24 protein-coding genes and 1 riboswitch are annotated in these 20,735 nt (G+C 45.6%); of the genes, 20 read left to right on the top strand and 4 right to left on the bottom strand.

Features of this window, described 5'->3' with window-relative positions; all coding sequences use genetic code 11:
• The 6 genes from AAV90_RS15525 to AAV90_RS13030 form a co-directional block, all read left to right on the top strand.
• Positions 1 to 291, top strand: a 291-nt coding sequence (locus AAV90_RS15525; RefSeq protein ID WP_242847574.1) for a transposase, incomplete at its 5' end; no start/stop codon positions are given.
• A 4-nt stretch (positions 292 to 295) separates the two neighbouring features.
• Complete coding sequence (locus tag AAV90_RS15520) at positions 296 to 856, top strand: transposase (protein WP_084691607.1); 561 nt, start codon at positions 296 to 298, stop codon at positions 854 to 856.
• A 7-nt stretch (positions 857 to 863) separates the two neighbouring features.
• Positions 864 to 1,109, top strand: a complete 246-nt coding sequence (locus tag AAV90_RS15015) for a hypothetical protein (protein WP_157609584.1) — start codon at positions 864 to 866, stop codon at positions 1,107 to 1,109.
• A gap of 476 nt (positions 1,110 to 1,585) precedes the next feature.
• Positions 1,586 to 2,302: a hypothetical protein gene (locus AAV90_RS13040; RefSeq protein WP_046499916.1), complete on the top strand. Its 717-nt coding sequence runs from the start codon at positions 1,586 to 1,588 to the stop codon at positions 2,300 to 2,302.
• A 46-nt stretch (positions 2,303 to 2,348) separates the two neighbouring features.
• Positions 2,349 to 3,335, top strand: coding sequence for a hypothetical protein (locus AAV90_RS13035; RefSeq protein WP_207642073.1), 987 nt, complete (start codon positions 2,349 to 2,351; stop codon positions 3,333 to 3,335).
• Positions 3,332 to 4,087, top strand: coding sequence for an MBL fold metallo-hydrolase (locus AAV90_RS13030; protein ID WP_052729797.1), 756 nt, complete (start codon positions 3,332 to 3,334; stop codon positions 4,085 to 4,087). Before AAV90_RS13035 ends, AAV90_RS13030 begins: the two co-directional genes overlap by 4 nt.
• Here the strand turns inward: AAV90_RS13030 and AAV90_RS13025 are convergent.
• From AAV90_RS13025 to AAV90_RS13015, 3 genes are all read right to left on the bottom strand, one after another.
• Complete coding sequence (locus AAV90_RS13025) at positions 4,067 to 4,519, bottom strand: GNAT family N-acetyltransferase (protein ID WP_052729796.1); 453 nt, start codon at positions 4,517 to 4,519, stop codon at positions 4,067 to 4,069. The two genes, AAV90_RS13030 and AAV90_RS13025, sit on opposite strands and share 21 nt — an antisense overlap.
• Before the next feature lie 106 nt (positions 4,520 to 4,625).
• Positions 4,626 to 5,363, bottom strand: coding sequence for a class I SAM-dependent methyltransferase (locus AAV90_RS13020; RefSeq protein ID WP_046499910.1), 738 nt, complete (start codon positions 5,361 to 5,363; stop codon positions 4,626 to 4,628).
• Positions 5,364 to 5,604: 241 nt separating this feature from the next.
• Positions 5,605 to 5,820, bottom strand: a complete 216-nt coding sequence (locus AAV90_RS13015; protein WP_046499908.1) for a hypothetical protein — start codon at positions 5,818 to 5,820, stop codon at positions 5,605 to 5,607.
• A 374-nt stretch (positions 5,821 to 6,194) separates the two neighbouring features.
• Between AAV90_RS13015 and cobT (AAV90_RS13010) the strand changes: the two genes are divergently transcribed.
• Positions 6,195 to 7,250, top strand: a complete 1,056-nt coding sequence (cobT, locus tag AAV90_RS13010; RefSeq protein WP_046499905.1) for a nicotinate-nucleotide--dimethylbenzimidazole phosphoribosyltransferase — start codon at positions 6,195 to 6,197, stop codon at positions 7,248 to 7,250.
• 423 nt (positions 7,251 to 7,673) lie between these two features.
• On the opposite strand, the gene AAV90_RS14245 is transcribed toward cobT (AAV90_RS13010), so the two are convergent.
• Positions 7,674 to 8,993 carry an S-layer homology domain-containing protein gene (locus tag AAV90_RS14245; RefSeq protein ID WP_052729795.1) on the bottom strand — a complete coding sequence of 440 codons (1,320 nt, stop codon included), beginning with the start codon at positions 8,991 to 8,993 and terminating at the stop codon, positions 7,674 to 7,676.
• A 144-nt stretch (positions 8,994 to 9,137) separates the two neighbouring features.
• Between AAV90_RS14245 and cobT (AAV90_RS13000) the strand changes: the two genes are divergently transcribed.
• From cobT (AAV90_RS13000) to AAV90_RS12940, 13 genes are all read left to right on the top strand, one after another.
• Complete coding sequence (gene cobT, locus AAV90_RS13000; protein WP_052729794.1) at positions 9,138 to 10,193, top strand: nicotinate-nucleotide--dimethylbenzimidazole phosphoribosyltransferase; 1,056 nt, start codon at positions 9,138 to 9,140, stop codon at positions 10,191 to 10,193.
• Between the two features lie 475 nt (positions 10,194 to 10,668).
• A riboswitch (cobalamin riboswitch) is annotated at positions 10,669 to 10,842 on the top strand.
• A 171-nt stretch (positions 10,843 to 11,013) separates the two neighbouring features.
• Positions 11,014 to 12,420, top strand: coding sequence for a cobyrinic acid a,c-diamide synthase CobB (locus AAV90_RS12995; RefSeq protein WP_157609583.1), 1,407 nt, complete (start codon positions 11,014 to 11,016; stop codon positions 12,418 to 12,420).
• On the top strand, positions 12,404 to 14,266 hold the full coding sequence (gene cbiD / locus AAV90_RS15675) for a cobalt-precorrin-5B (C(1))-methyltransferase CbiD (RefSeq protein ID WP_076982662.1): 1,863 nt from the start codon (positions 12,404 to 12,406) through the stop codon (positions 14,264 to 14,266). Before AAV90_RS12995 ends, cbiD begins: the two co-directional genes overlap by 17 nt.
• Positions 14,259 to 14,852, top strand: a complete 594-nt coding sequence (gene cbiT / locus AAV90_RS12985; protein WP_046499900.1) for a precorrin-6Y C5,15-methyltransferase (decarboxylating) subunit CbiT — start codon at positions 14,259 to 14,261, stop codon at positions 14,850 to 14,852. The genes cbiD and cbiT overlap by 8 nt, the downstream gene beginning before the upstream one ends.
• A 1-nt stretch (position 14,853) precedes the next feature.
• The gene (gene cobI / locus AAV90_RS12980; RefSeq protein ID WP_046499897.1) at positions 14,854 to 15,573 is read left to right on the top strand and encodes a precorrin-2 C(20)-methyltransferase; all 720 of its coding nucleotides are present in this window, start codon (positions 14,854 to 14,856) and stop codon (positions 15,571 to 15,573) included.
• Positions 15,574 to 15,575: 2 nt separating this feature from the next.
• Positions 15,576 to 16,325 carry a precorrin-4 C(11)-methyltransferase gene (gene cobM / locus AAV90_RS12975; protein WP_046499896.1) on the top strand — a complete coding sequence of 250 codons (750 nt, stop codon included), beginning with the start codon at positions 15,576 to 15,578 and terminating at the stop codon, positions 16,323 to 16,325.
• Positions 16,300 to 17,475 carry a cobalt-precorrin 5A hydrolase gene (locus AAV90_RS12970; protein ID WP_046499894.1) on the top strand — a complete coding sequence of 392 codons (1,176 nt, stop codon included), beginning with the start codon at positions 16,300 to 16,302 and terminating at the stop codon, positions 17,473 to 17,475. Before cobM ends, AAV90_RS12970 begins: the two co-directional genes overlap by 26 nt.
• Positions 17,439 to 18,149: a precorrin-3B C(17)-methyltransferase gene (gene cobJ, locus AAV90_RS12965; protein ID WP_046499934.1), complete on the top strand. Its 711-nt coding sequence runs from the start codon at positions 17,439 to 17,441 to the stop codon at positions 18,147 to 18,149. The genes AAV90_RS12970 and cobJ overlap by 37 nt, the downstream gene beginning before the upstream one ends.
• Positions 18,146 to 18,910, top strand: coding sequence for a precorrin-6A reductase (gene cobK / locus AAV90_RS12960; RefSeq protein ID WP_046499892.1), 765 nt, complete (start codon positions 18,146 to 18,148; stop codon positions 18,908 to 18,910). Before cobJ ends, cobK begins: the two co-directional genes overlap by 4 nt.
• On the top strand, positions 18,910 to 19,296 hold the full coding sequence (locus tag AAV90_RS12955) for a sirohydrochlorin chelatase (RefSeq protein ID WP_046499891.1): 387 nt from the start codon (positions 18,910 to 18,912) through the stop codon (positions 19,294 to 19,296). The genes cobK and AAV90_RS12955 overlap by 1 nt, the downstream gene beginning before the upstream one ends.
• A 48-nt stretch (positions 19,297 to 19,344) precedes the next feature.
• A complete protein-coding gene (locus AAV90_RS12950) occupies positions 19,345 to 19,983 on the top strand; it encodes a precorrin-8X methylmutase (protein WP_046499889.1) in 639 nt (212 codons plus the stop codon).
• The gene (gene cobU, locus AAV90_RS12945) at positions 19,976 to 20,533 is read left to right on the top strand and encodes a bifunctional adenosylcobinamide kinase/adenosylcobinamide-phosphate guanylyltransferase (RefSeq protein ID WP_046499887.1); all 558 of its coding nucleotides are present in this window, start codon (positions 19,976 to 19,978) and stop codon (positions 20,531 to 20,533) included. Before AAV90_RS12950 ends, cobU begins: the two co-directional genes overlap by 8 nt.
• Before the next feature lie 13 nt (positions 20,534 to 20,546).
• A partial coding sequence (locus AAV90_RS12940) for a nucleotide-binding protein (RefSeq protein WP_046499885.1) occupies positions 20,547 to 20,735 on the top strand: 189 nt, incomplete at its 3' end.

The raw sequence follows: 20,735 nt of genomic DNA, 5'->3' as shown, positions 1-20,735 counted from the left end.
AAACAGGGGGTTTCTTTAGATGACCCTGAACCAGGTGCTGTAATAGCCGTGCAGACCTTTGGGGATTTTTTAAACTTCAACCCGCACTTGCACATCATAGCCACAGACGGTTGTTTTACCAGGGATGGAGAATTTATGATAGGGATTGCACCGGATGCTTCAAGCCTCATAGACTTGTTTCGCCTGGAAGTATTCAGAATGCTGGCAGCTCTTTGCCATCCGTGGCACCGCTGCACTAGTCCATCCATGGACGTCGGAAAAGGCGGGGAAGATAGACGACGACATTATTGAGAATATGATGAACTGGCATCACAGCGGCTTTAATATATATTGCGGACCCGCCATCAGTCCGGGGGAGCGGGGAGGTCTGGAGAAACTGGCCCAATATATTATAAGAGCCCCCCTCTCGCAGGAAAGATTGATCTATATACCTTCATCGGCAGTACCCGACGGCCTAGCCCGAGTAATCTACAAAGGGAAAAACAGCAATGTTCGGGAAAGCTTTACGGCCCTGGACTGGCTGGCCAGACTTGTCACCCATATTCCCAATAAAGGGGAACAGCTGGTCAGGTATTACGGATACTATTCCAACAAGTCACGGGGAATGCGCAAAAAAACTGATATTGATATTGAAACGCCGGCGCCGGTTGATTCCGATATTACAAAAAAGGAACTACGCAGGAACTGGGCTCGTTTGATTCAAAAGATTTATCAAACGGATCCATTACTTTGTCCTAAATGCAGTGGTCACATGCGAATTATATCTATTATCGAAGATCTGGCTATCGTCAAGAAGATATTGATACATCTGAATCTGTGCGGCAGCTCTTTGCCATCCGTGGCATCGCTGCACTAGTCCATCCTTGGACGTCGCAACTAAGAATCATGACCCTCCTCTCACATCTTCCGCTGATATAGAATTTGCCTGTCTGGCAGCTCCGCTCTCTATTGCGAACGATGAAAACCTCAGAAATACTAGCAGGGTGAAAGCTCAAGCGGTGTCTTATGAGGAACTTCCTCAGCTAAGCTTTGATGAATACTCTGATGATTATGTCATACCAATGCCGTTTGAAGATGAGTATTCGCAATGGACACCTTATGAGGATTGATTCAGCAGGCTTGAAAAATTAATAATATATTGACTACCTGGACAGTAGCTGGCTATGAGGATTATTTTACGGTAAAAGAGTGAATTTCTTATAGTCTATTTACTCATGCCCATATTTTGGACAAGGGTCTGCCGGTCAGTTCCATCTGATGCAATGGTCAAGTTGGATTTCACATAAATCTACTTTGGTAAGGGCTTTAATTATGCAAATGATAATGTCGTTCGTAATATTATACGAACAATGATTGTATTATAATGTTACCCAGTGATATACTGAGAAGGCAAAAAAAGCAAATTCCTATCTATATCTATTCTACACGAAAAACTCAGTTAAATTGGCATCTTAATCAAAGGAGGGACACATTTAGCTTATTCATAATCAAAATGTGTCTTGACAATGGGGAGCACTATAGACAGCCCCTGTTCATTTTGAAAACAGTATAATGCTGATACTAACGAAAGATAGGGGGAATAGCGATGACGATAATAAATCCTGCAACCAATGAAGACATATCAATGTCTTGCTACTCTTTTTATTCCACGATCCTGGCATTTGGTTTGAGTGAGCAACAGATAAATATGCTTCACGAGATTGTGAAAAATAGAAAAACCAATGATCAGGTTGTACATATGGAAAAAGAAATTAGAATTTATGTTGCTGATGATGTATCTGATATCTATACTGTTCCGTATTTCATGGCTTTTATAAACAAAAATGCGCTGACAGAAAAAGATTTACAAATGTTAATCGGGTTTTGGCAAGAATGTGCCGAACCGCTGCCAGTTGCTCTGCTGGAAGCAGGCTATAAGGAAACTGATTTTAGTGAACCGGTTTATTACCTGTTTAATAGCGAGAAAACAATCTTGCCGAAAATACGGGGCGTACATCAATTTGCAGGCGAGGCTGTTTTTGACCGTGATCAGCTTTATCTGAATGTCCTGTCGGAAATAAAAAATAACGAGGGCCTGGGGAGAAAGGCCAGCGAAAGCTCCATTCGCATCTACAGAGTTTTGCTTATGTACAAATGCCTGCTGCAGGAAGGGAAGCTGACCAAGCAAAGAGCGGATGAACTTACTTACCCTGACGTTGTTGGCAAACGGATGTTTTACCGGGACATCGCAATTATTAATAGTATTGAAGATGGAAAGGTGGTTTTTGATCATACTTTAAAAGCTTACGTTTTAAGAGATTAAGCAGGTATAGATTTTCCGGGAGTCTAATGAAAACAGACCTATTGTAATGAGAGAAGGTGTATTGGTGAATTTAAATACCGGCTACCAAAAACGTCCGCGGGCAATATCTGCTGGATTCCAGGATGACCTAAAAAACGGTATGCTTTCAAGTATTCTGGAACAGGTGCAATGGGATGACAATCTTACAATAGAAATTCGCAGCGCTTACATAAACATTTATTATCGCGGGGGGAACATTCTGCGCATTCGAGAGAAAAAAACCGGTTATATTTTTGAATTTGATTGGCGTTATGTGAAAGATGATGCCAAGGCAGCGCATTATCGGCAAACCATGCCACAAACAATAACTTCTGCAGATCAAGTAGAGATATGGGCCACAGTACTACCCAATATTAAGGTGGAAATGGATACGTATTTTTCCATCCATAAAAAGGCCGAACGGGAGTTTCAACAGCTTGTTCTGCGAGAAAACAATACTGGTAGTATTGCCAATAAGACAGATTACTTCATTTGTGATATTGAATACCAGATAAAAGATACCCGTTTCGATATGATTGCAGCCAAGCGCAGGGACAAAGGGGAATACCGCCTGGCTATTATCGAGATGAAGTATGCTGATAGCGCACTGGGTGGAAAATCGGGAATATTTGATCATGTTGAGAAAGCATACAATTACCTTTGCACCCATGCCCAAAATGCTCTGCGAAACGAAATGACTGGCATTATGAAAATAAAACAGACTCTTGGTTTGATGAATAACCTTCCGCCTGAATTCTTATTCACCGACGAAAAGCCCGAGTTCATATTTTTACTGGCAAACCATCAGCCGGCCTCCAAAGCTTTGGAGAAGGAATTGTTTCGACTAAAAGAAGATAATAATTTTTACCCCGCATTCTGCCAAAAGGCTGACCTAAAGATAGCCACAGCTAATTTGTTCGGTTATGGACTCTATAACGAATGCGTCTACAACCTAGAAGAATTCGAGAAGCTTAACCGCATACTGCTCGAAATCAGTGAAGGCAGGAAAAATTGAGACTAACCATCTACCGAGGCACTCATGAAATAGGCGGTACTTTGATCGAATGTAGCACTGAAAAGACCAGATTACTTATTGATGCGGGTTACCCCTTGTTTCTTAATGGAATGCCGGTAGAGACTAAAGCAGCCCTTTTATCGCCTGAAAAATTATTGGAGATCGGTGTACTACCGGCTATCGATGGCCTTTATTCCTGGGATAAACCATCTTTTGATGCCGTGATTATCTCTCATGCCCACATTGACCACTACGGATTAACAAAATACATTCATCACGACATCCCGATCTATGTTTCTGCTGGAACCGAGACGCTCATTGAACTATCCCAAACCTTTAAAATCTATGATAGCTACCCTATCAATGCGCATAAGTTCAAAATGTATGAGCCCTTTTCCATCGGGGATATTTTGGTCAAACCATATCTTATGGATCATTCTGCATTCGATGCAGCTGCGTTTGAGTTGAAGGGCGAAGGCAAAACCCTAATCTACTCCGGGGATTTCAGAGGGCATGGCAGAAAGGCAGTATGCCTGGACGTATTTATTCAAAATGCCTCCAAACAAGCCGATTTACTGTTGATTGAGGGCACTATGCTCGGCAGACTTGACGAGAAAGTAATGACTGAGGATCTTTTGGAGGAAGAGATTATTAATGAGGTGAAGAGCCGGAACGGACCGGTACTATTTCAGTGTTCCAGGACGGTTCTTTTGACACTATTCTCATTTTGTCTATCGTATTTTCATTTTTAAAATTGGAAACGGATTTCCTTGCTCATCAAGTTCAGTACGTTCAAATACTTCAAAGCCTAAACGCTGGTAAAAGCCAACTGCTCTGAGGTTTTGTTCGTTTACATCTACATAGTTTATTTTGTATTCGTTCAAAGCCAGCGCAACTAATTGTTTGCCAAGACCTTTGCCAAAATATGACGGTTCAATAAACAACATTTCAAGTTTTTTGCCATCAATGCCCATAAAACCGATTATTAAGTCATTTTCTTCGGCAACAATCAACGTTTCTATGTCGCGGATACCATTTCGGACAAATGGGATAAGCTTATTTATATCTTCATCTGTTAAAAAGAAATGACTGGCACTTATCGACACTTTCCAAAGATTAGTCAAAGTATCTATTATATCTCCGTATCTGTTAGAATAATTAATTAGCATTTTCATATCACTCATTTCGTGTTCAAAAACAGAATAAAATAGGCAAAAAATATCTCTACTTCGCTGAAGTGGCTGAGAGGCATTATTATCATTCTGTAATAGTCAGATGAGCCATCCTCACTTACCTGGGTTTTCTTCCGCCAAACAAGGCAATTTCTAATATTTTAAAGTAACAGTCTACATCGCTAAATCCTATTTGGCGTAGCCAGTCGCATTGTTTTTCAACTGGTGCCAATTTATTTACTTCTATATCTTCTCTGTTAAACCAATATTCACTTACTTCTTGTCTTGTTTTTTCCACCCCATTTGTCAGATACATATTGTATAAAGAATCAATAAAAAGGTCGTCAAATAATTTACTTACCCAATTAGTGGATGAGGATACATTCTCCAAATTCAAAAATAATCCCCCAGGCGTTAAAAGTTCAAAAATCTCTGCATAGATTTCCTGCTTTCTTTCATCAGTTTGATGATGGATCGAAAAGCCTGAAATAATAACACTGAACGGTCCTTGGGCTTGCACCCTTTCAATCCATTGGTTGTTGCCGAAGTCAAAAAGAACAAAATCCAGATTACCATTGTGGTTGGCAAATTTATCTTTAGCAGCTTGAATCATCGATTCGGAGATATCCAACAGCACTCCAGAAGCGTTTGTATATTGCTGTAAAATTGAAGCGGCTAAAATTCCATCTCCACATCCGAGGTCCAGAATACTTTCAACCTCAATATCACATGCGCCTATGATCCTAAGCATTAAATCAATCTGTTCCGTAGCTAAAGGAATTGCCCCGCGTACACCCGCAAGATATTTTTCAGTTAGTTCCGTTGCCTTCCATATGCCATAATCCGTGTTAGGCATTAAAAAAATTCCTCCCTTTTTGCTTAACAGAGAGTAGACTCAATAGTACTCTAAGTCATTAGATTTTTCCTATTTTATCCCTTAATTAAATTTAAGTCTAGATATAAAAGCAATTTAGTCTAGATTAGGATACGGCCGGCCGTTTAAAACACTCAAGGGCAATCAAGGGGTCGGTTCTACGGTGTCTTTGACACCGTAGAATCGACCCCTTGATTGGTGATATTTCGTAATTTACGCATGGTTATAGATCCATAATCGGTCCGCCGTTGTTGTAGAAGTAGAACAGTTTTTCGTTCAGATAGTCGTTCATCATTTTCTTCTCCTCCTCTGTCATCACATTGGGCTGTCCATTTCGATCAGAACTTTTTTCCTCGTTCGGTGCTTTGGATTGGTTAAATTCTTTTTCAACATTGACTTTAAACTTGATTGGTTTGCGTGTTGTTGTGTTGTTAGTCATGGTGATCCCTCCTTTATATCTAAACCTTATGCAATATCTTTTAACTATTTAACATCAATAGATGCAAATACTATGCCAACCTGTCTCAACTAAAAGGAAACCCCTGTATTTCAGCCATTAAAAGTTAAATTATAACGCGACTTCTTTAAAACCGTACCAACACTGTCACGCAAGTGTTTAAGGTATGGCCTGTTGCAACAGGTCTGGTACACAATTGATTATAAAAAAACCGTGCAGAAATATGAAATAAACCCTTACCTATAAACCTTACTTATATCTTTTGTCTGTCTGATTGTTTTTACTAAGGAAGTATATTCAAATCGGTGCGGTGACAAAATTAAATGATAAGAGTCTTAGTTTAATGGGGCAGAAATATGGAATTATTAACAAAAACACTATCTATGGTTAAAGATATAGATAATTGCTCAGCAGAGCAGGCACAGCAAAGGCTTAATTCATTGATTAAACCTCAAGGCAGTTTAGGCAGGCTTGAAACCATAGCGATTTGGTTGGCTGGTATAAAAGGAAATCCAGTTCCCCAAATAGGAAAAAAGGTCGTCCTAATTATGGCAGCTGATCATGGGGTGGCTCGGGAAGGAATTACTGCTTTCCCTCCGCAGGCCGGAAATTTGATGATTAAAAACTTTTTGCATCAGGGAGCAGCCGTCAATGTATTGGCCAACTATAACAAAACCAGGTTCGTTCTGGTCGATGTTGGTTTATCTGGGGAAGCGGTTTCACATCCTGACCTTTTTGTGCGCCGCATTAGAGCGGGGACTCGCAACATATGCCGTGAAGAGGCTATGACCAGAAGGGAAGCTATTGCAGCCCTTGAATTAGGCATTGAAATTATAAACAAGGAAATAGATGCCGGGGCAACGATTGTGGCAATAGGCGAATTAGGTATAGGAAATACAGCTGTAAGCAGCGCAATTCTAGCCTGTCTTAGTGGAAGAGATATCCGGGAAATAACGGGCCGGGGAACCGGTCTTGATGATTGCGCCTTAACCAGAAAACAACAGGTAATTGCACAGGCCTTGGAAGTTAACCGCCCGAATTTAATCGATCCGGTGGATATATTAAGCAGGGTAGGTGGGTTGGAAATAGGAGCTTTAACTGGGGTGATAGTAGGATCTGCTGCCCGCAGTATACCGGTGGTGCTGGACGGATTTGTTTCCAGCATCGCTGCTTGGTTGGCATGCCGGATGAATCCCCAATGCAGGTCATATTTATTAGCTTCACATCTCTCCGAGGAACCGGGCCACCGGATTGTCTTAGAGGAACTCAAGCTAGAGCCTTTGCTTGATTTTGGTCTGCGCATCGGAGAAGGCACCGGCGCAGTACTGGTGTTTCCTTTGATTGAGTCAGCAGTAAAAATCATAAACGAAATGGCAACTATGGATGAGGTCGGAATCAAGCTCCTGAACTAGTATACCACTTCCTAATCAACCAGCCCCGCACAAACGCAGGGCTGATTGAGCAATTAACCCGGAATTAATACCAGAACTGGCGGCCATAATAAGGGTTGCCATAACTCATGCAATATGATTTATCTTGACGGAATATTTTCCCTCGACCACCTGGATCATAAAATGCATTATAGAATTTACATTGTCTATATTCATCGGGACTATAGGATGCACAATACTGTTTATTTTGTCTGAAAAAAGGCTGCCTTCTTCTGCACCAGGTCATATAAATCACCCTCCTTTCTAGGTAAATAAGAGCAACAGAGGAAAATAATTACAATACATTGTATGCTGCCTTCAGAACATTTGTGAATCCCAATAATGCTTAAGAAAGGCGATTTTTTATCCCGGTTGTCGCGCAAAGCATAGTACTCGGTGTCTGGGTTAAAACGAGATAGTCAAGTTATCCCCCATTTCACCGAGCGGTATTTTAAATTCCTGGATTCCAGCCGCATAAGGAGCGATTTCATACAGACCAAAATATACTACCAATTGCCCATCCTTAATATAAAATGGCTGCTGTTCGTTGATCCCGGTGAAGCCCCTATCTCCTTCAAAAAAATCGCCCTCATGGCGGCTTATCTGTTCTTTAATGGCTTGATTGATTACCTTTTTATAGTCGTAACCGGGTTGGAATAAATCCGCCAAAGTCAGTTCCTTTCCGGTTTGCATATCGAAATTGTAGGCGCGACGGTCGGTAAAGCCGTGGGCACCTCCGGTATAACTGTAATAATCTATATACAGGCTTAAATACTGTTGGTTACTACAACCCTCCTGAATACGGGAGAGGGCTTGATACTTGTTTATAGGGTAACCACTTAGTTTGCTTCCTCTAACATAATCATCCAGGGTAGAAGCTACTTCCTGCCTAAATTTATTTGCCTCTGTCTCAAAACGGGTATTGAGCAGCGCTTGGACTGGCGTTTTGCTTTTTTCTTCAATTAACGGAATTTGAAGATCTACATCCATGTACTCGCCACGTTCATTTATCAGCTTGACAAACAGAGGTATTCCCTCTGGCAGATCAGATTCCGTCTGCATATCCATTATTCTTTCACAGGCAACTAATATCTGGGCCAGTTCGGCCCGGGTAAGTGGAGCGTGGGGGCGGAAAGAGCCGTTATTTCCTTTCATTATTCCGGTGTTATGAACAAACACGATGGCGTTCATATCCTGAGCGGAGATGTTGGCAGTATCATTAAAAGAGGGCATTAACATGATCATGGGTATATTAATATTTTTGACCGTAAAACAGCGTTGAATGGCGCGGGCCATATCTAGACGGCTTAACGTAAGATCCGGATAGAATTGATTGACTTCTGGATAATTGTCAAAAATGTCGTGCAGGGCAGATAAGGTAGCAGCCGGTGCATACCAGGCATTATTTGCAACATCATTAAAATAATCCGAGGCTTGCGGTTCTTTCACAAAGCGGAAATTACCATAATCGATCTTAAAAACTCCGGTCAAGGCACTGGCTGCCTGAGCCCGGCTGACCAGCCCGGATGGTGCAAATAATATCTTACCCTGTTCGTTTTTTCCCGTACCCTGCATCAGATTTGCCTGAGATGCTTCAACTATCACTGATTCAGCCCAATGTCCCTGAATATCAGCAAATTTTGCTGAGTCAGGACTTCCTATGGCTGTTGTCGGCATAAAACAGATTGCCACTGCGGTGGTCAAAGCTATTATTCGTTTGAACACGATTTTACCCCCTGTTCTGGTTGATGTCTATAATACGAATCTAATCACGGTATCTTACAGATCAAAGTCCCTCAGTTGGGATGCAAATAGGGGCGGGAATAATTATAATGAAAAAATGGACATTAATAATCAAGGGGGATAGGCATGGAACTTTTACAAAGAACCCTGCAACGAATCGGTGAAGTAGATTATAATGCCTGCCAAGAAGCGCAAAGACGTCTGGATAACCTGACCAAGCCGCCGGGCAGCCTGGGTGTGCTGGAGAGTATTGCGGTACAGCTAGCCGGAATTCAAGGCCATCCTAGGCCTGAACTGGGCGAAAAAGTCGTTATGGTTATGGCAGCCGATCATGGGGTTGCAGTGGAAGGAATCAGCGCCTTTCCCCAGGAAGTAACCCGGCAAATGGTTATCAATTTCCTCAATCACGGGGCCGCTGTAAATGTACTGGCCCAACAGGCCGGGGCGCGGGTAGTGGTTACCGATGTTGGCATAACCGGCGCTGCTTTGTCTCATCCTGATTTACACAGCCGGAGAGTAAGGCCCGGAACACGCAATATGGCTAAGGAAGCAGCTATGACTAAAGCGGAAGCGGTTGCGGCGGTAGAAATAGGTATTGAAATGGTGAGCCGGGAAATTGAAACCGGGGCTGCCTTGATTGCAACCGGAGAGATGGGAATTGGCAATACCACTGCCAGCAGTGCTATTTTAGCCTGCTGTTCTACTGCGGCTATAGAAGAAATTACCGGTCGGGGCACCGGTTTAAATGATCAGGTATTATTAAAAAAGCAAGCCATTATCAAGCAATCATTGGCTATTAATCAGCCCGATACTGACAGTCCGTTGGATATTCTAAGCAAGGTGGGTGGATTGGAAATAGCCGCGTTGACCGGGGTAATATTGGGGGCGGCAGCTTACCGAACTCCGGTGGTGCTGGATGGTTTTATTTCAACCGCAGCCGCTTTAATTGCCTGTAAACTGAACGAGAAAACTAAACCTTATCTGCTGGCTTCTCATCTGTCGCAGGAACCCGGCCATCAAATAATGCTTAAGGAGATAGGATTAAAACCAATGCTGCATCTTGATTTGCGGCTGGGGGAAGGCACCGGTGCAGTACTGGCTTTTCCCCTGATTGAAGCGGCTGTAAAAATAATGCACGATATGGCTACTTTTGATCAGGCTGGGGTAAGCAATGGCCACTAGTTTCTAGGTTGTTTTACTTATCCGGCTGTTTGTGTATAATTAAAAACAGACATATTTTTTAGATTCTGCATACTTTCGAAGGCCACTGATAATATTTAGATATTATTCGAAAATAAAGGCGTGATTACGCAGGGGAAGCTTTAGCTTCCCACCGGAAGCTAAAGCTTCCGCTACCAAGGCACAGGGCCGAGAATCGTAAGTTGCTTTGTTCCAATACATCTTACGCTAATAGGCTTCCCTATCGGGGACTACTGATATGAACTTCGTTCATAATTAAGGTTGCCGCGTAAATCCGCGGAAATCCGCGTCTATTAGAAATCTATTTTCTTACTAAGTGGTTCGCGATACGGACGGGGAAGCTTTGCTTCCCAACGGAAGCTAAAGCTTCCGCTACTGATATGAACTTCGTTCATAATTAAGGTTGCCGCGTAAATCCGCGTAAATCCGCGTGATCCGCGTCTATTAAAATACTATAATTGCATAATCAGAATCAGATACCCGTAAGGGATAAAGGGAATCAGGTGCAAGCCCTGAGCGGTCCCGCCACTGTAACCGGTTACGAACCATAGTTATGCCACTGAGAAATTGGGAAGGTATATGGTTAGGATGATCCGGAAGCCAGGAGACCTGTCTGGTTCGTTGGCAGAACGCCTCGCGGAAGGAAAGTTGGCATTAATTATTGGGCTGTTTTTTATAGCCGTTAATTGCAGGTTCCTATCTTTCTAAAAGGTAGGAACCTTTTTTACTTTATAGTTTTCTGTGGCCGCCGCTGGAATAGTTTCAGCGGCAGAGATAAAGGATTGTATTGAGGAGGATGGGTGTGATTTATCCTCGTTTGGTTATTGCCGGGGTGCAAAGCGGAGTCGGTAAAACCACGGTGAGTTTGGGTTTGATGAAAGCACTTTCTAACCGCGGTTTACGGGTACAGCCCTTTAAGGTGGGGCCGGATTATATAGACACTGGCCTGCATTATCAGGCCTGTGGACATATTTCCCATAACCTGGATAACTGGATGGGTGATGATAAAGTAGTTCAGACAGTATTCGCAAAGCATGCTGCCGATTGTGATATTGCAATAATTGAAGGGGTTATGGGACTTTATGACGGGGTTAAAACTGCCCGGCTAAAGGGGAGCACAGCCAGTATGGCCATGCTTTTAAAAGCCCCGGTTATTCTGGTTGTTAATGTCGAGGGTATGGCGCAAAGCTGTGTGGCTCTGGTCAAAGGTTTCATGGATTATGAACCGCGCCTGAATCTGGCCGCGGTCGTCTTGAACAAAACCGGAAAATACCATAGAACCATACTTAAAGAACACCTGGAGGAAGACTTGAACATCAAGGTTATCGGCTGTTTGCCGCGCCACCAGGAAATTTACATGCCTGCCCGGCATTTGGGTCTGTTGCCAGCGGAAGAAAACCATGAACTTCAGTCCACAATAAATAAAATGGCGGATTTAATTGAGGAAAACGTTGATGTGGAAGCAGTTATGCAATTGGCCAGTCAGGCCGAAGAAATACCGGCTTTTGGATCTTATGGTTGGCCTATTGAAACGCCTGCGGGGCGGGGTATACGTATTGGGGTAGCCCGGGATGCGGCTTTTACATTTTATTATCAGGATGGTCTGGATTATCTGCAGGAATTGGGTGCCCAGATTATTTATTTTAGTCCTTTAAATGATGATAATATCCCTGAAACGGACGGGATTTACCTGGGCGGGGGTTTCCCAGAAGTATTCCTGTCTCAGTTGGCCAAGCAAACCTCCATGCTAAGTTCAATCCGTGCCGCCCATAAAAAAGGTCTGCCCATTTATGCAGAATGCGGTGGTTTCATATATTTATGCAAAAATATCAGCGATTTTAAGGGCTGCAGATGGCCCGGGGTAGGGATTATACCCGCTGAGGCCCAGATGGGCAAAAACCTGGCCGGTCTGGGGTATGTGGAGGCAAAAATGGTTAAGGATTCTATTCTAGGTTCTCAAGGAGATATTTATAGAGGACACGAATTTCGTTATTCCCAGGTAACGGGGTTAAATCCCGCAGATGCAGCCTATAGTCTTAGTGGCGGCAAAGGCGAAGAAGGGCGGCGGGATGGTTATGCGCAAGGGAACCTGCTGGCATCGTATGCACACCTGCATTTTCGTTCCAACCCGGCAGCCGCCAGAAAATTTTTAGAATCATGCTACAGGTTTAAGGAAAAAGGGAGCCACGATAATGAACAAACCGATTAAAAGTACGACCCCGTTCAAAAACGGATATACAACCGGCACTTGCGCAGCGGCAGCCACCCAGGCAGCTTTGTATAAACTCCTTTTTAATAAGGAGTATGCCGAGGTTGAGGTTGATCTGCCCGCGGGAGGTTTAATTACTATACCGGTTAAGAAGATTTATCTGCGAGGTAACCAAGCCACTGCGGAGGTTACCAAGGATGCCGGAGATGACCCGGATGTAACCGATGGCTTAAGCATTCTGGCTACGGTGAAAATCCTCGATCAGCCGGATATTATAATCGAGGGGGGCTTAGGGGTAGGCCGCGTAAAAAAGCCTGGTCTGGCGGTAGCGGTAGGGGAAGCCGCTATTAATCCAGGCCCCCGTTCTATGATCAGGGCGGCCGTTAAAAAGATAATACCGCCCGGTAAAGGGGCGCAAATAGTAATATCCGTTCCCGGTGGGGAGGAAGCAGCCTGCAAAACGATGAATCCCCGTTTGGGAATAGAGGGCGGAATTTCTATATTAGGAACTTCCGGGATAGTGCGTCCCATGTCTGAGGCAGGCTTTCTCGACTCCTTGATACCACAGATTGATCAAGCTCTGGCCCTGGGTTATCATGATCTGCTATTAACGCCGGGACAGATGGGAGAACGTCTGGCTAAGTCACTCGGGATAGCAGGTGATTGCATTATTCAGACCAGCAACTTCATCGGTTCAATGGTGCAGGAATGTACCGAGCGTGAAGTGAAAGGCATTCTGCTGATGGGTCATATCGGCAAAATTATCAAAGTCGCGGCGGGCATTTTTAATACCCACAGCCGCACAGCCGATGCGAGAAGGGAAACCCTGGCCGCCCATGCTGCCTTAAAAGGGGCCTCGGTAGATATTATTAAAGATATTATGGAGTTAAATACCATGGAAGCCGGTGTTGAACTTTTAAGACAACATAAACTGTTATCCGTTTATTTTTCAATTGCCGCTTCGGCCAGTCAGCGCATCAGGGAGTTGCTTGATACCGGTAGTAAAATGACCGGTCTTAATGTTGGCACCATCCTGTATGCGCTGGATGGAGAAATTCTAGGCTATGACGATGCGGCAGCACAATTATATCGGAAAATGACCGGTCGGGATATCAGCCTAGCATATCCTCAGCCTTCCGAAATGTTTGACGGGCGTGATGATACTTCTGTAACTCCCCCGGGTATGGCCGCTTGGGGAGCTGTTAGGCATTTTACCGGGCGTGAAATTGTAACGGTAGTAGGCACCGGGCCCGGTGACCCATTATACATAAGCCCGTTGGCCTGCCAGGCTATAGAAAAAGCCGAGGTAATCGTAGGTGCTCCGCGCTTGTTGCAACAGTTGGCAGCTCCTCATCAAGTGCAGGTGCCGATGGATAAAGATTTGCCCGGTTTAGTTGAATTTATCGAAGGAAAACGATGCCAACAAAAAATTGTGGTGCTGGTTTCAGGAGACACGGGGGTTTACAGCTTAGCCGATTACCTGGGCAAGCATATGGATAATAACGTATTGGAATTTATTCCCGGAATCAGTTCCATCCAGGTGATGTTGGCCCGACTCAAACGTCCCTGGCAAGAGGCTCGGATTTTGAGCATGCATGGCAGAAATTGCGCAGACCTGGCTGAAGTAATTAATAATAGCCCTCTGACCGCTATTTTAACCGGAACTCCCTGGACGCCACAGGCTATTGCCCAATACTTGCTGCAGGAGGGGTTGCCTGATTTACAGCTGGTATTGGGGCAGGATCTGACCTATCCCTGGGAAAAAATAGTTTTTTGCAGTCTGCAGGAGCTGTGTCGGGATTCCCGCGATTATAAAAATACTGTGATGGTGATTTTCAATGAATAAATGGCCGTATATCAGCCCCGGTATACCGGATGAATACTTTGGGCGAGCCGAAGGCGTCCCCATGACCAAAAGCGAGATCAGGGTGCTAAGCCTTTCCAAGCTCAGGCTTTTTCCGCAGGCGGTGGTCTACGATGTGGGAGCCGGCAGCGGCTCGGTAGCTATTGAATGTAAATTATGGCTGCCAGATGGACGGGTGCTGGCTATTGAAAAAAATCCTCGGGCAGTTGAATTAATAAAGCAAAATGCTGAGCGTCTGGAGGCCGATTTGGAAATAGTGGCCGGAAATGCGCCTGATTGTTTGGCGGATTTACCCCCAGCGGACAGGATTTTTGTAGGGGGGAGCGGCGGTCGGCTGGAAGCTATATTAGAAGGTTGTGACTTGCAACTAAAAGCGGGCGGATGGCTGGTGGTTAATTCAGTCAGTCTGGCTTCCGGGCCTCAGGCCTATAGCTTTTTGAAATCTCGGGGTTATGACTGTGAAGCCACCCAGGTTAGTATTGCGGTTAGTAGCAGCCGGGGATCCAGCGAATTATGGCAGGCGCGAAATCCAGTAGTGATAATAGCGGCCCGAAAAGGAGGTGGCTAGAATGCCCAGAGGCAAACTATATGGCATAGGAGTGGGGCCAGGTGATCCTGAGCTTTTAACGATTAAAGCTAAAAAAATCCTGGAGGAAGTAGAGGTATTGTTTATTCCCAAATCAAAGCAGGAAACCCGTAGCTTAGCCCTAAGCATAGTGACCCAGGCGGTTGACAAAGACTGGGAATGCTATGAACTGCTCCTGCCTATGACCAAAGATCAGGAAATACTGCAACAGCATTGGCAAGAGGCAGCCCGGCAGATAACAGAGGTTATTAACACCGGTCGGGACGCGGCCTTTATTACCCTGGGTGATCCCAGCCTGTACAGCAGTTTAACCTATCTTTTAAGATCTATAGGGCAGATTAATCCCGAGATTGACGTTAAGATAATACCGGGGGTAAGCTCTCTTAATTCAGTTGCGGCCTGGATTCAGCAACCCTTGGCCGAAGGTGATGAAAGCTTGCTGATTATACCTGCCGGGCGAGTAAGTGAAGATATCGGCAGGCTGCTTGATCAGGTGGATAATATATTTTTGCTAAAGGCAGGCCGTGAGGTGGACAAGATAAGGCGGCTGGCGGAAGATCAGCAAACTTCCGGGCGGGTTTATCTCGCCAGCCGCTGCGGCTTTCCGGATGGCTTCTACACCACTGACTTAAAAAGCCTGGATGAACAAGATTTTAACTATCTAACCAGCCTGTTGATTAAGAAAAACCGGAAGGAGGGATAGCCTTGATTTATTTTGTGGGAGCAGGACCGGGCGACCCGGAACTCATTACATTAAAGGCTTACAGACTCCTAAAAAAAGCAGATCTGGTCATATATGCCGGATCACTTGTCAACCCCCAGATATTAGAACATTGTACTGCGGGAACGGAAATTATTAACAGTGCCCATCTGAACCTGGAGGAGATTGTGGCTTTGATGACTGCCGCTTATGCGCAGGGAAAACTGGTAGTGCGTTTGCATACCGGTGATCCCAGCCTGTATGGAGCTATCGGTGAACAAATGGACTTATTGGAGCAAAAGGGGATACCTTATAGTATTATCCCGGGGGTCAGTTCTTTTTTGGCTGCGGCGGCAAGTCTCAAAAGAGAATACACGGTTCCGGACGGCAGCCAGACCTTGATTATTACCCGCCAGCAAGGACGCACCCCGGTGCCTACCGCCGAAAGGTTAAGCAGCTTGGCCGTCCACCGGGCGACCATGGCAATATTTCTCTCCGCAGGTATGATTGAGGGGGTAGCTGCAGAACTTTTAGAGGAATACCCCCCCGACACACCGACAGCGGTGGTGGAAAAAGCCTCCTGGGAGGAAGAACGTATACTAAGGGGAAAGCTGCAGGATTTAGAGAAAATGGTCAAGGAAGCCGGTATAACTAAAACCGCCCTGATTCTAGTGGGTAACTTCCTGAGTGATTCCGGCAGATCACAACTATATGATAGGGAGTTTAGTCATGAATACCGATCAAGTCAGCAGTAAGGTCAGAGAAAAAAAGACCGCTATTTTATGTTTGACGGAAAACGGCTTGCGCCTGGCGGAAAAACTGGCCGGTTTTTTCCCTGATAGCACGGTATATATGCCCTGCCGCCTGGCAGGAGCAGCCCCAACATCCCCGGATAATAAATATGGACGGGTGTATGTTAGCAATTGGACGAATGCCTGGGCAGAAGCCTTTAAAAACAATACCGCTTTAATTTGCATAATGGCGGTGGGGATTGTGGTACGCAGCCTGGCAGACTTGATGGTATCCAAGTTTACTGATCCGGCAGTAGTAGTAATGGATGAAAAAGGGGAATATGTGATCAGCTTGTTGTCAGGTCACCTGGGGGGAGCTAACCAACTGGCCCGGGCGGCCGCAGGTATTACGGGCGGACAGGCGGTGATAACTACGGCCAGTGATGTAGAGCAAAAAACGGCGGTAGACCTGGTGGCGCAGGAAATAGATGCAGTGGTAGAACCATGGCAGAGGATAAAAACCTTCAACCGCTATCTTATCGAGGGTCAGGCCATAAATCTGTATAGTCCCTGGCCTTGGCTTAAAATACCCGCCGGATTTTGCTGGCAGGGCGGGGAGGGATATCTGTTTTATCAGGGTTTATACTCATATACTGCGGCCCGGGCAGCTGAAGCTGCGGACAAAATATTAGAACCGGCCGTTATAATCAGCCCCTGGAAAATAAAAATGGATAACAACCGACAATGGGTGCAGCTGCGTCCCCGCAACTTGGCGGTGGGGATGGGATGTCGGCGAAATGTCTCTTCTAACGAGGTTATGCAGGCCCTGGAGTACGTAATGGAGCAATTTTCCCTGGATATAGACTGTGTCAAGAAATTGGCAACCATAGATTTAAAAGCCCAGGAACCGGCTCTGCTAGACGTGGCAGCAAGACTTGGCAAACCATTTTTGAGTTTTAATGCAAATGAGATCAGAAGCCTGGACGGCACGTATGAGCCGTCTGCTTGGGTAAAAGAAAAAATAGGAGTTGGTGGGGTATGCGAACCTGCAGCCCAATTAGCGGCGGGGCGGGGAATAACCCTGGCCCCCAAACAAAAAATAGGAGCGGTTACGATCAGCGTAGCCATGGAAAAATCCTGGTGGTGGGATTGGGACCTGGCCAACGTGACCTAATAACCCCCCGAGCTTTAGCCAGCCTCCACCAGGCTGAAGTCATAATAGGCTATAAAACTTATATCGCTTTAATAAAAGACTTAATAAGCGATAAACAGGTAATTAGTTCCGGCATGCGTAAAGAGACCGAGCGGGCTCGCTTGGCGGTCGACATGGCTAAACAGGGGAAGCTGGTAGCGGTGGTAAGCAGCGGAGATCCAGGGGTTTACGGTATGGCGGGAATTATCCTGGAGGTAGCCGGGGATAGTGTCCCGGTGGAAATCATACCCGGGGTTACGGCTGGAACGGCTGCAGCCGCCTTGCTAGGAGCACCAATCATGCATGATTTTACTGTGATTAGTTTAAGTGATCTGCTTACCCCTTGGGAGAAGATTGTCAATCGTTTGCACGCTGCCGGGCAGGGTGATTTTGTTGTCATTATATACAACCCCCGCAGCCAGGGTAGACAGCAGCAGATTGAGGCCGCCCGCCAAATACTGATAGAATACCGCTCTCCACATACTCCGGTTGGTATCGTCCGCAATGCTGGAAGGGTTGATTGCCAGGTGGTTATTACTGATTTAGAAAACCTGTTGAAGGAAGAGATTGATATGGTCAGCACCGTAATAATTGGCAACTCGGAGACGCGCCTGGAAAATGGCTGCATGGTTACACCGCGGGGTTATGCATTATGATTTTGGTTTTGGCCGGCACAACTGAAGGCCGGGAAGTGACCGGACTTTTGCAACGAGAGGGTATGGCAGTTAGTACGGCAGTGCTTAGCCCTTACGGGGCTGAATTATTGCCACATAAAGACGGCAATGGCTTAGTCGGGCCTTTGGATCGGGAAAGACTTAAGGGTTGGATAAATATAAAAGACATCCAGGCGGTGGTCGATGCCACCCACCCCTTTGCGCTACAGATCAGCCAATTGGCGATGCGGGTAACCGCAGAAATGTCCATACCATATATCCGTTTAGAAAGACCGCAGTTGGAGCTTCCCCGGCATCCGCTTGTTAAAACCGTTGATCGCCTGGAACAGATGGAAGCATATTTTCAGGCCGGGCAAAGCGTTTTCAGTACACTGGGTACAAACCATTTGGAGCAGCTGTTAAAGATGGCTGTAAGGCAAAAGGCTCGTCTTATAGCCAGGGTTTTGCCGTTGGCGGACGTAGTCGGGCGATGCGCAGAGGCGGGCTTAAGCCCCGACCAGATTATTGCGTTAAAAGGCCCTTTTAGCCAGGAATTAAACCAACATCTGTTTTTACATAGCGGAGCTGATTTAATCCTTAGCAAAGATAGTGGGCAGGTCGGCGGTCTGGACAGTAAAATACAAGCCGCTCTCGCCTTGGAGATCCCTATAGTAGTATGGTTAAGACCAACACTTGATTATCCATTGCTGGTCAATTCTGCTTCAGAAGTAATAGATTATTTGAGGATTTGGAGGAATCAATAATGGCTGAAGGTGTTATTTTACTTGGCCATGGTAGCCGCCGGGCAGAGGCTAATGAGGAAATCAGGCAGATCAGTCGCATGGTGGCAGACCTAAATCCGGGATTATATGAAACCGCTTTTCTATCTTTCTGCAGCCCGAATCTGGCTGAAGCGGTTGTCAAACTCAAACAGGCCGGGGCGGTTAAAATTATCATTACGCCGATTTTCTTAGCCAATGGGAATCACATAGCCTTGGATATTCCCGAAGAAATTGAAGGGCTGAAATCCGATTTTCCAGATGTGGAATTTCTGGTAGCCGACCACATAGGCCCTGATCCCGGAGTTGCCGAGATTGTTAAGGAACGTATCGTGCAGGCGCGGGCAAAAATGTCGGCTAAAGCTGTCTGAGGGGCGGAAAGGCCCCGCTGCAAATGGTGATAAAGAGGAAGGTGGAGCATGGATATTATTTGGGATCCCCAGATTATTGAGACTCAAAGCATGGCTATAATTGAGCCCTATCTGCAGGGTTATAGTTTTAATGCCCCGGAAAAGGCGGTCGTTAAAAGGGTGGTTCATACCACCGGAGATCCTTCCATTATTGAGCATATCTTTTTCCATCCGGCTGCCTGTAAAATCGGCATTGAAGCCTTGCGAAAAGCTACGGCGGTTTTTACCGATGTAAATATGCTCTTAACCGGCATAAACCCAACCAAGCTGGCCGCTTATGGGGCAACGGTAAGTTGTGGCATTGCCGAGCCGGAGGTTGTAAAAGCCGCTTCAAAGTGGCAGATTACCAGGGCGGCTGCAGCCATGCGTTTGTGGGGCAGCCGCCTGAATGATGCTATCGTGGCTATTGGCAATGCCCCTACCGCCTTGTTTGAATTACTGGCACTGATTGATAAAGGTGTGGCCCGCCCGGCTTTAATTATTGGTACCCCGGTAGGTTTTGTGGGGGCGGCTGAATCCAAGGAAATGATGATAAAAGAAAACTTAGTGCCCTATATGACTATTCGAGGTACGCGGGGAGGCAGTACTATTGCTGCAGCCATGGTTAATGCTTTGCTTTATTATGAGGGAGATACAGAGGATGAGTAAAGTAATCATGTTGGTGGGCGGCAGCCGCAGCGGCAAAAGCGCTTATGCTGAACAAATAGCTGCCCGATTAGCCGCCCAAGAAGGGCAGGAGGTTTATTACCTGGCCACGGCTACTATCTGGGACGATGAGTTTGCCCAACGGGTTAAAAGCCATCAGGAACGCCGTCCGGCCTCCTGGCATACTGTTGAAGAACCCCGGAATATTGACGAGGTTTTACTAGGCTACAGAGAACAGCCCGGCATTTATTTGCTGGACGGTATCGGCACCTGGGTAGCAAATCTAATGTATTACGATAACTACCCCGATTTTTCCTGGGATCTGGCTCGGGAAAAAGAATTCTTTTTAAAGGTTCGCAGCCTGATAGATTCCTGGGCAGCTATTAAGGGAACCGTTATTCTGGTGGCTGATGAAGTAGGCTTGGCGATCGTGCCGGAAAATGAACAAGGCCGGATTTTTCGTGATTTAAACGGCCAAACCAACCAGTATCTGGCACAGCAAGCTGACGAACTTTATCTTTTGACGTGCGGCATCCCGCTGCAGCTCAAATAAAGGAGGAATGTGGATGGCTAAATGCATTATGCTGCAGGGAACTTCCTCCCATGTAGGCAAAAGTGTACTTTGTACCGCTTTATGTCGGATTTTCAGCCAGGATGGTTGGCGCACCGTTCCTTTTAAGGCTCAAAACATGGCTCTAAATTCTGCGGTAACCCCTGAGGGGGGGGAGATCGGGCGGGCACAGGCAGTACAAGCC

The organism is Syntrophomonas zehnderi OL-4, from assembly GCF_000983115.1.
Classification (GTDB): Bacteria; Bacillota; Syntrophomonadia; order Syntrophomonadales; family Syntrophomonadaceae; genus Syntrophomonas_B; species Syntrophomonas_B zehnderi.
This window is presented reverse-complemented; position numbering and strand designations above follow the sequence as displayed.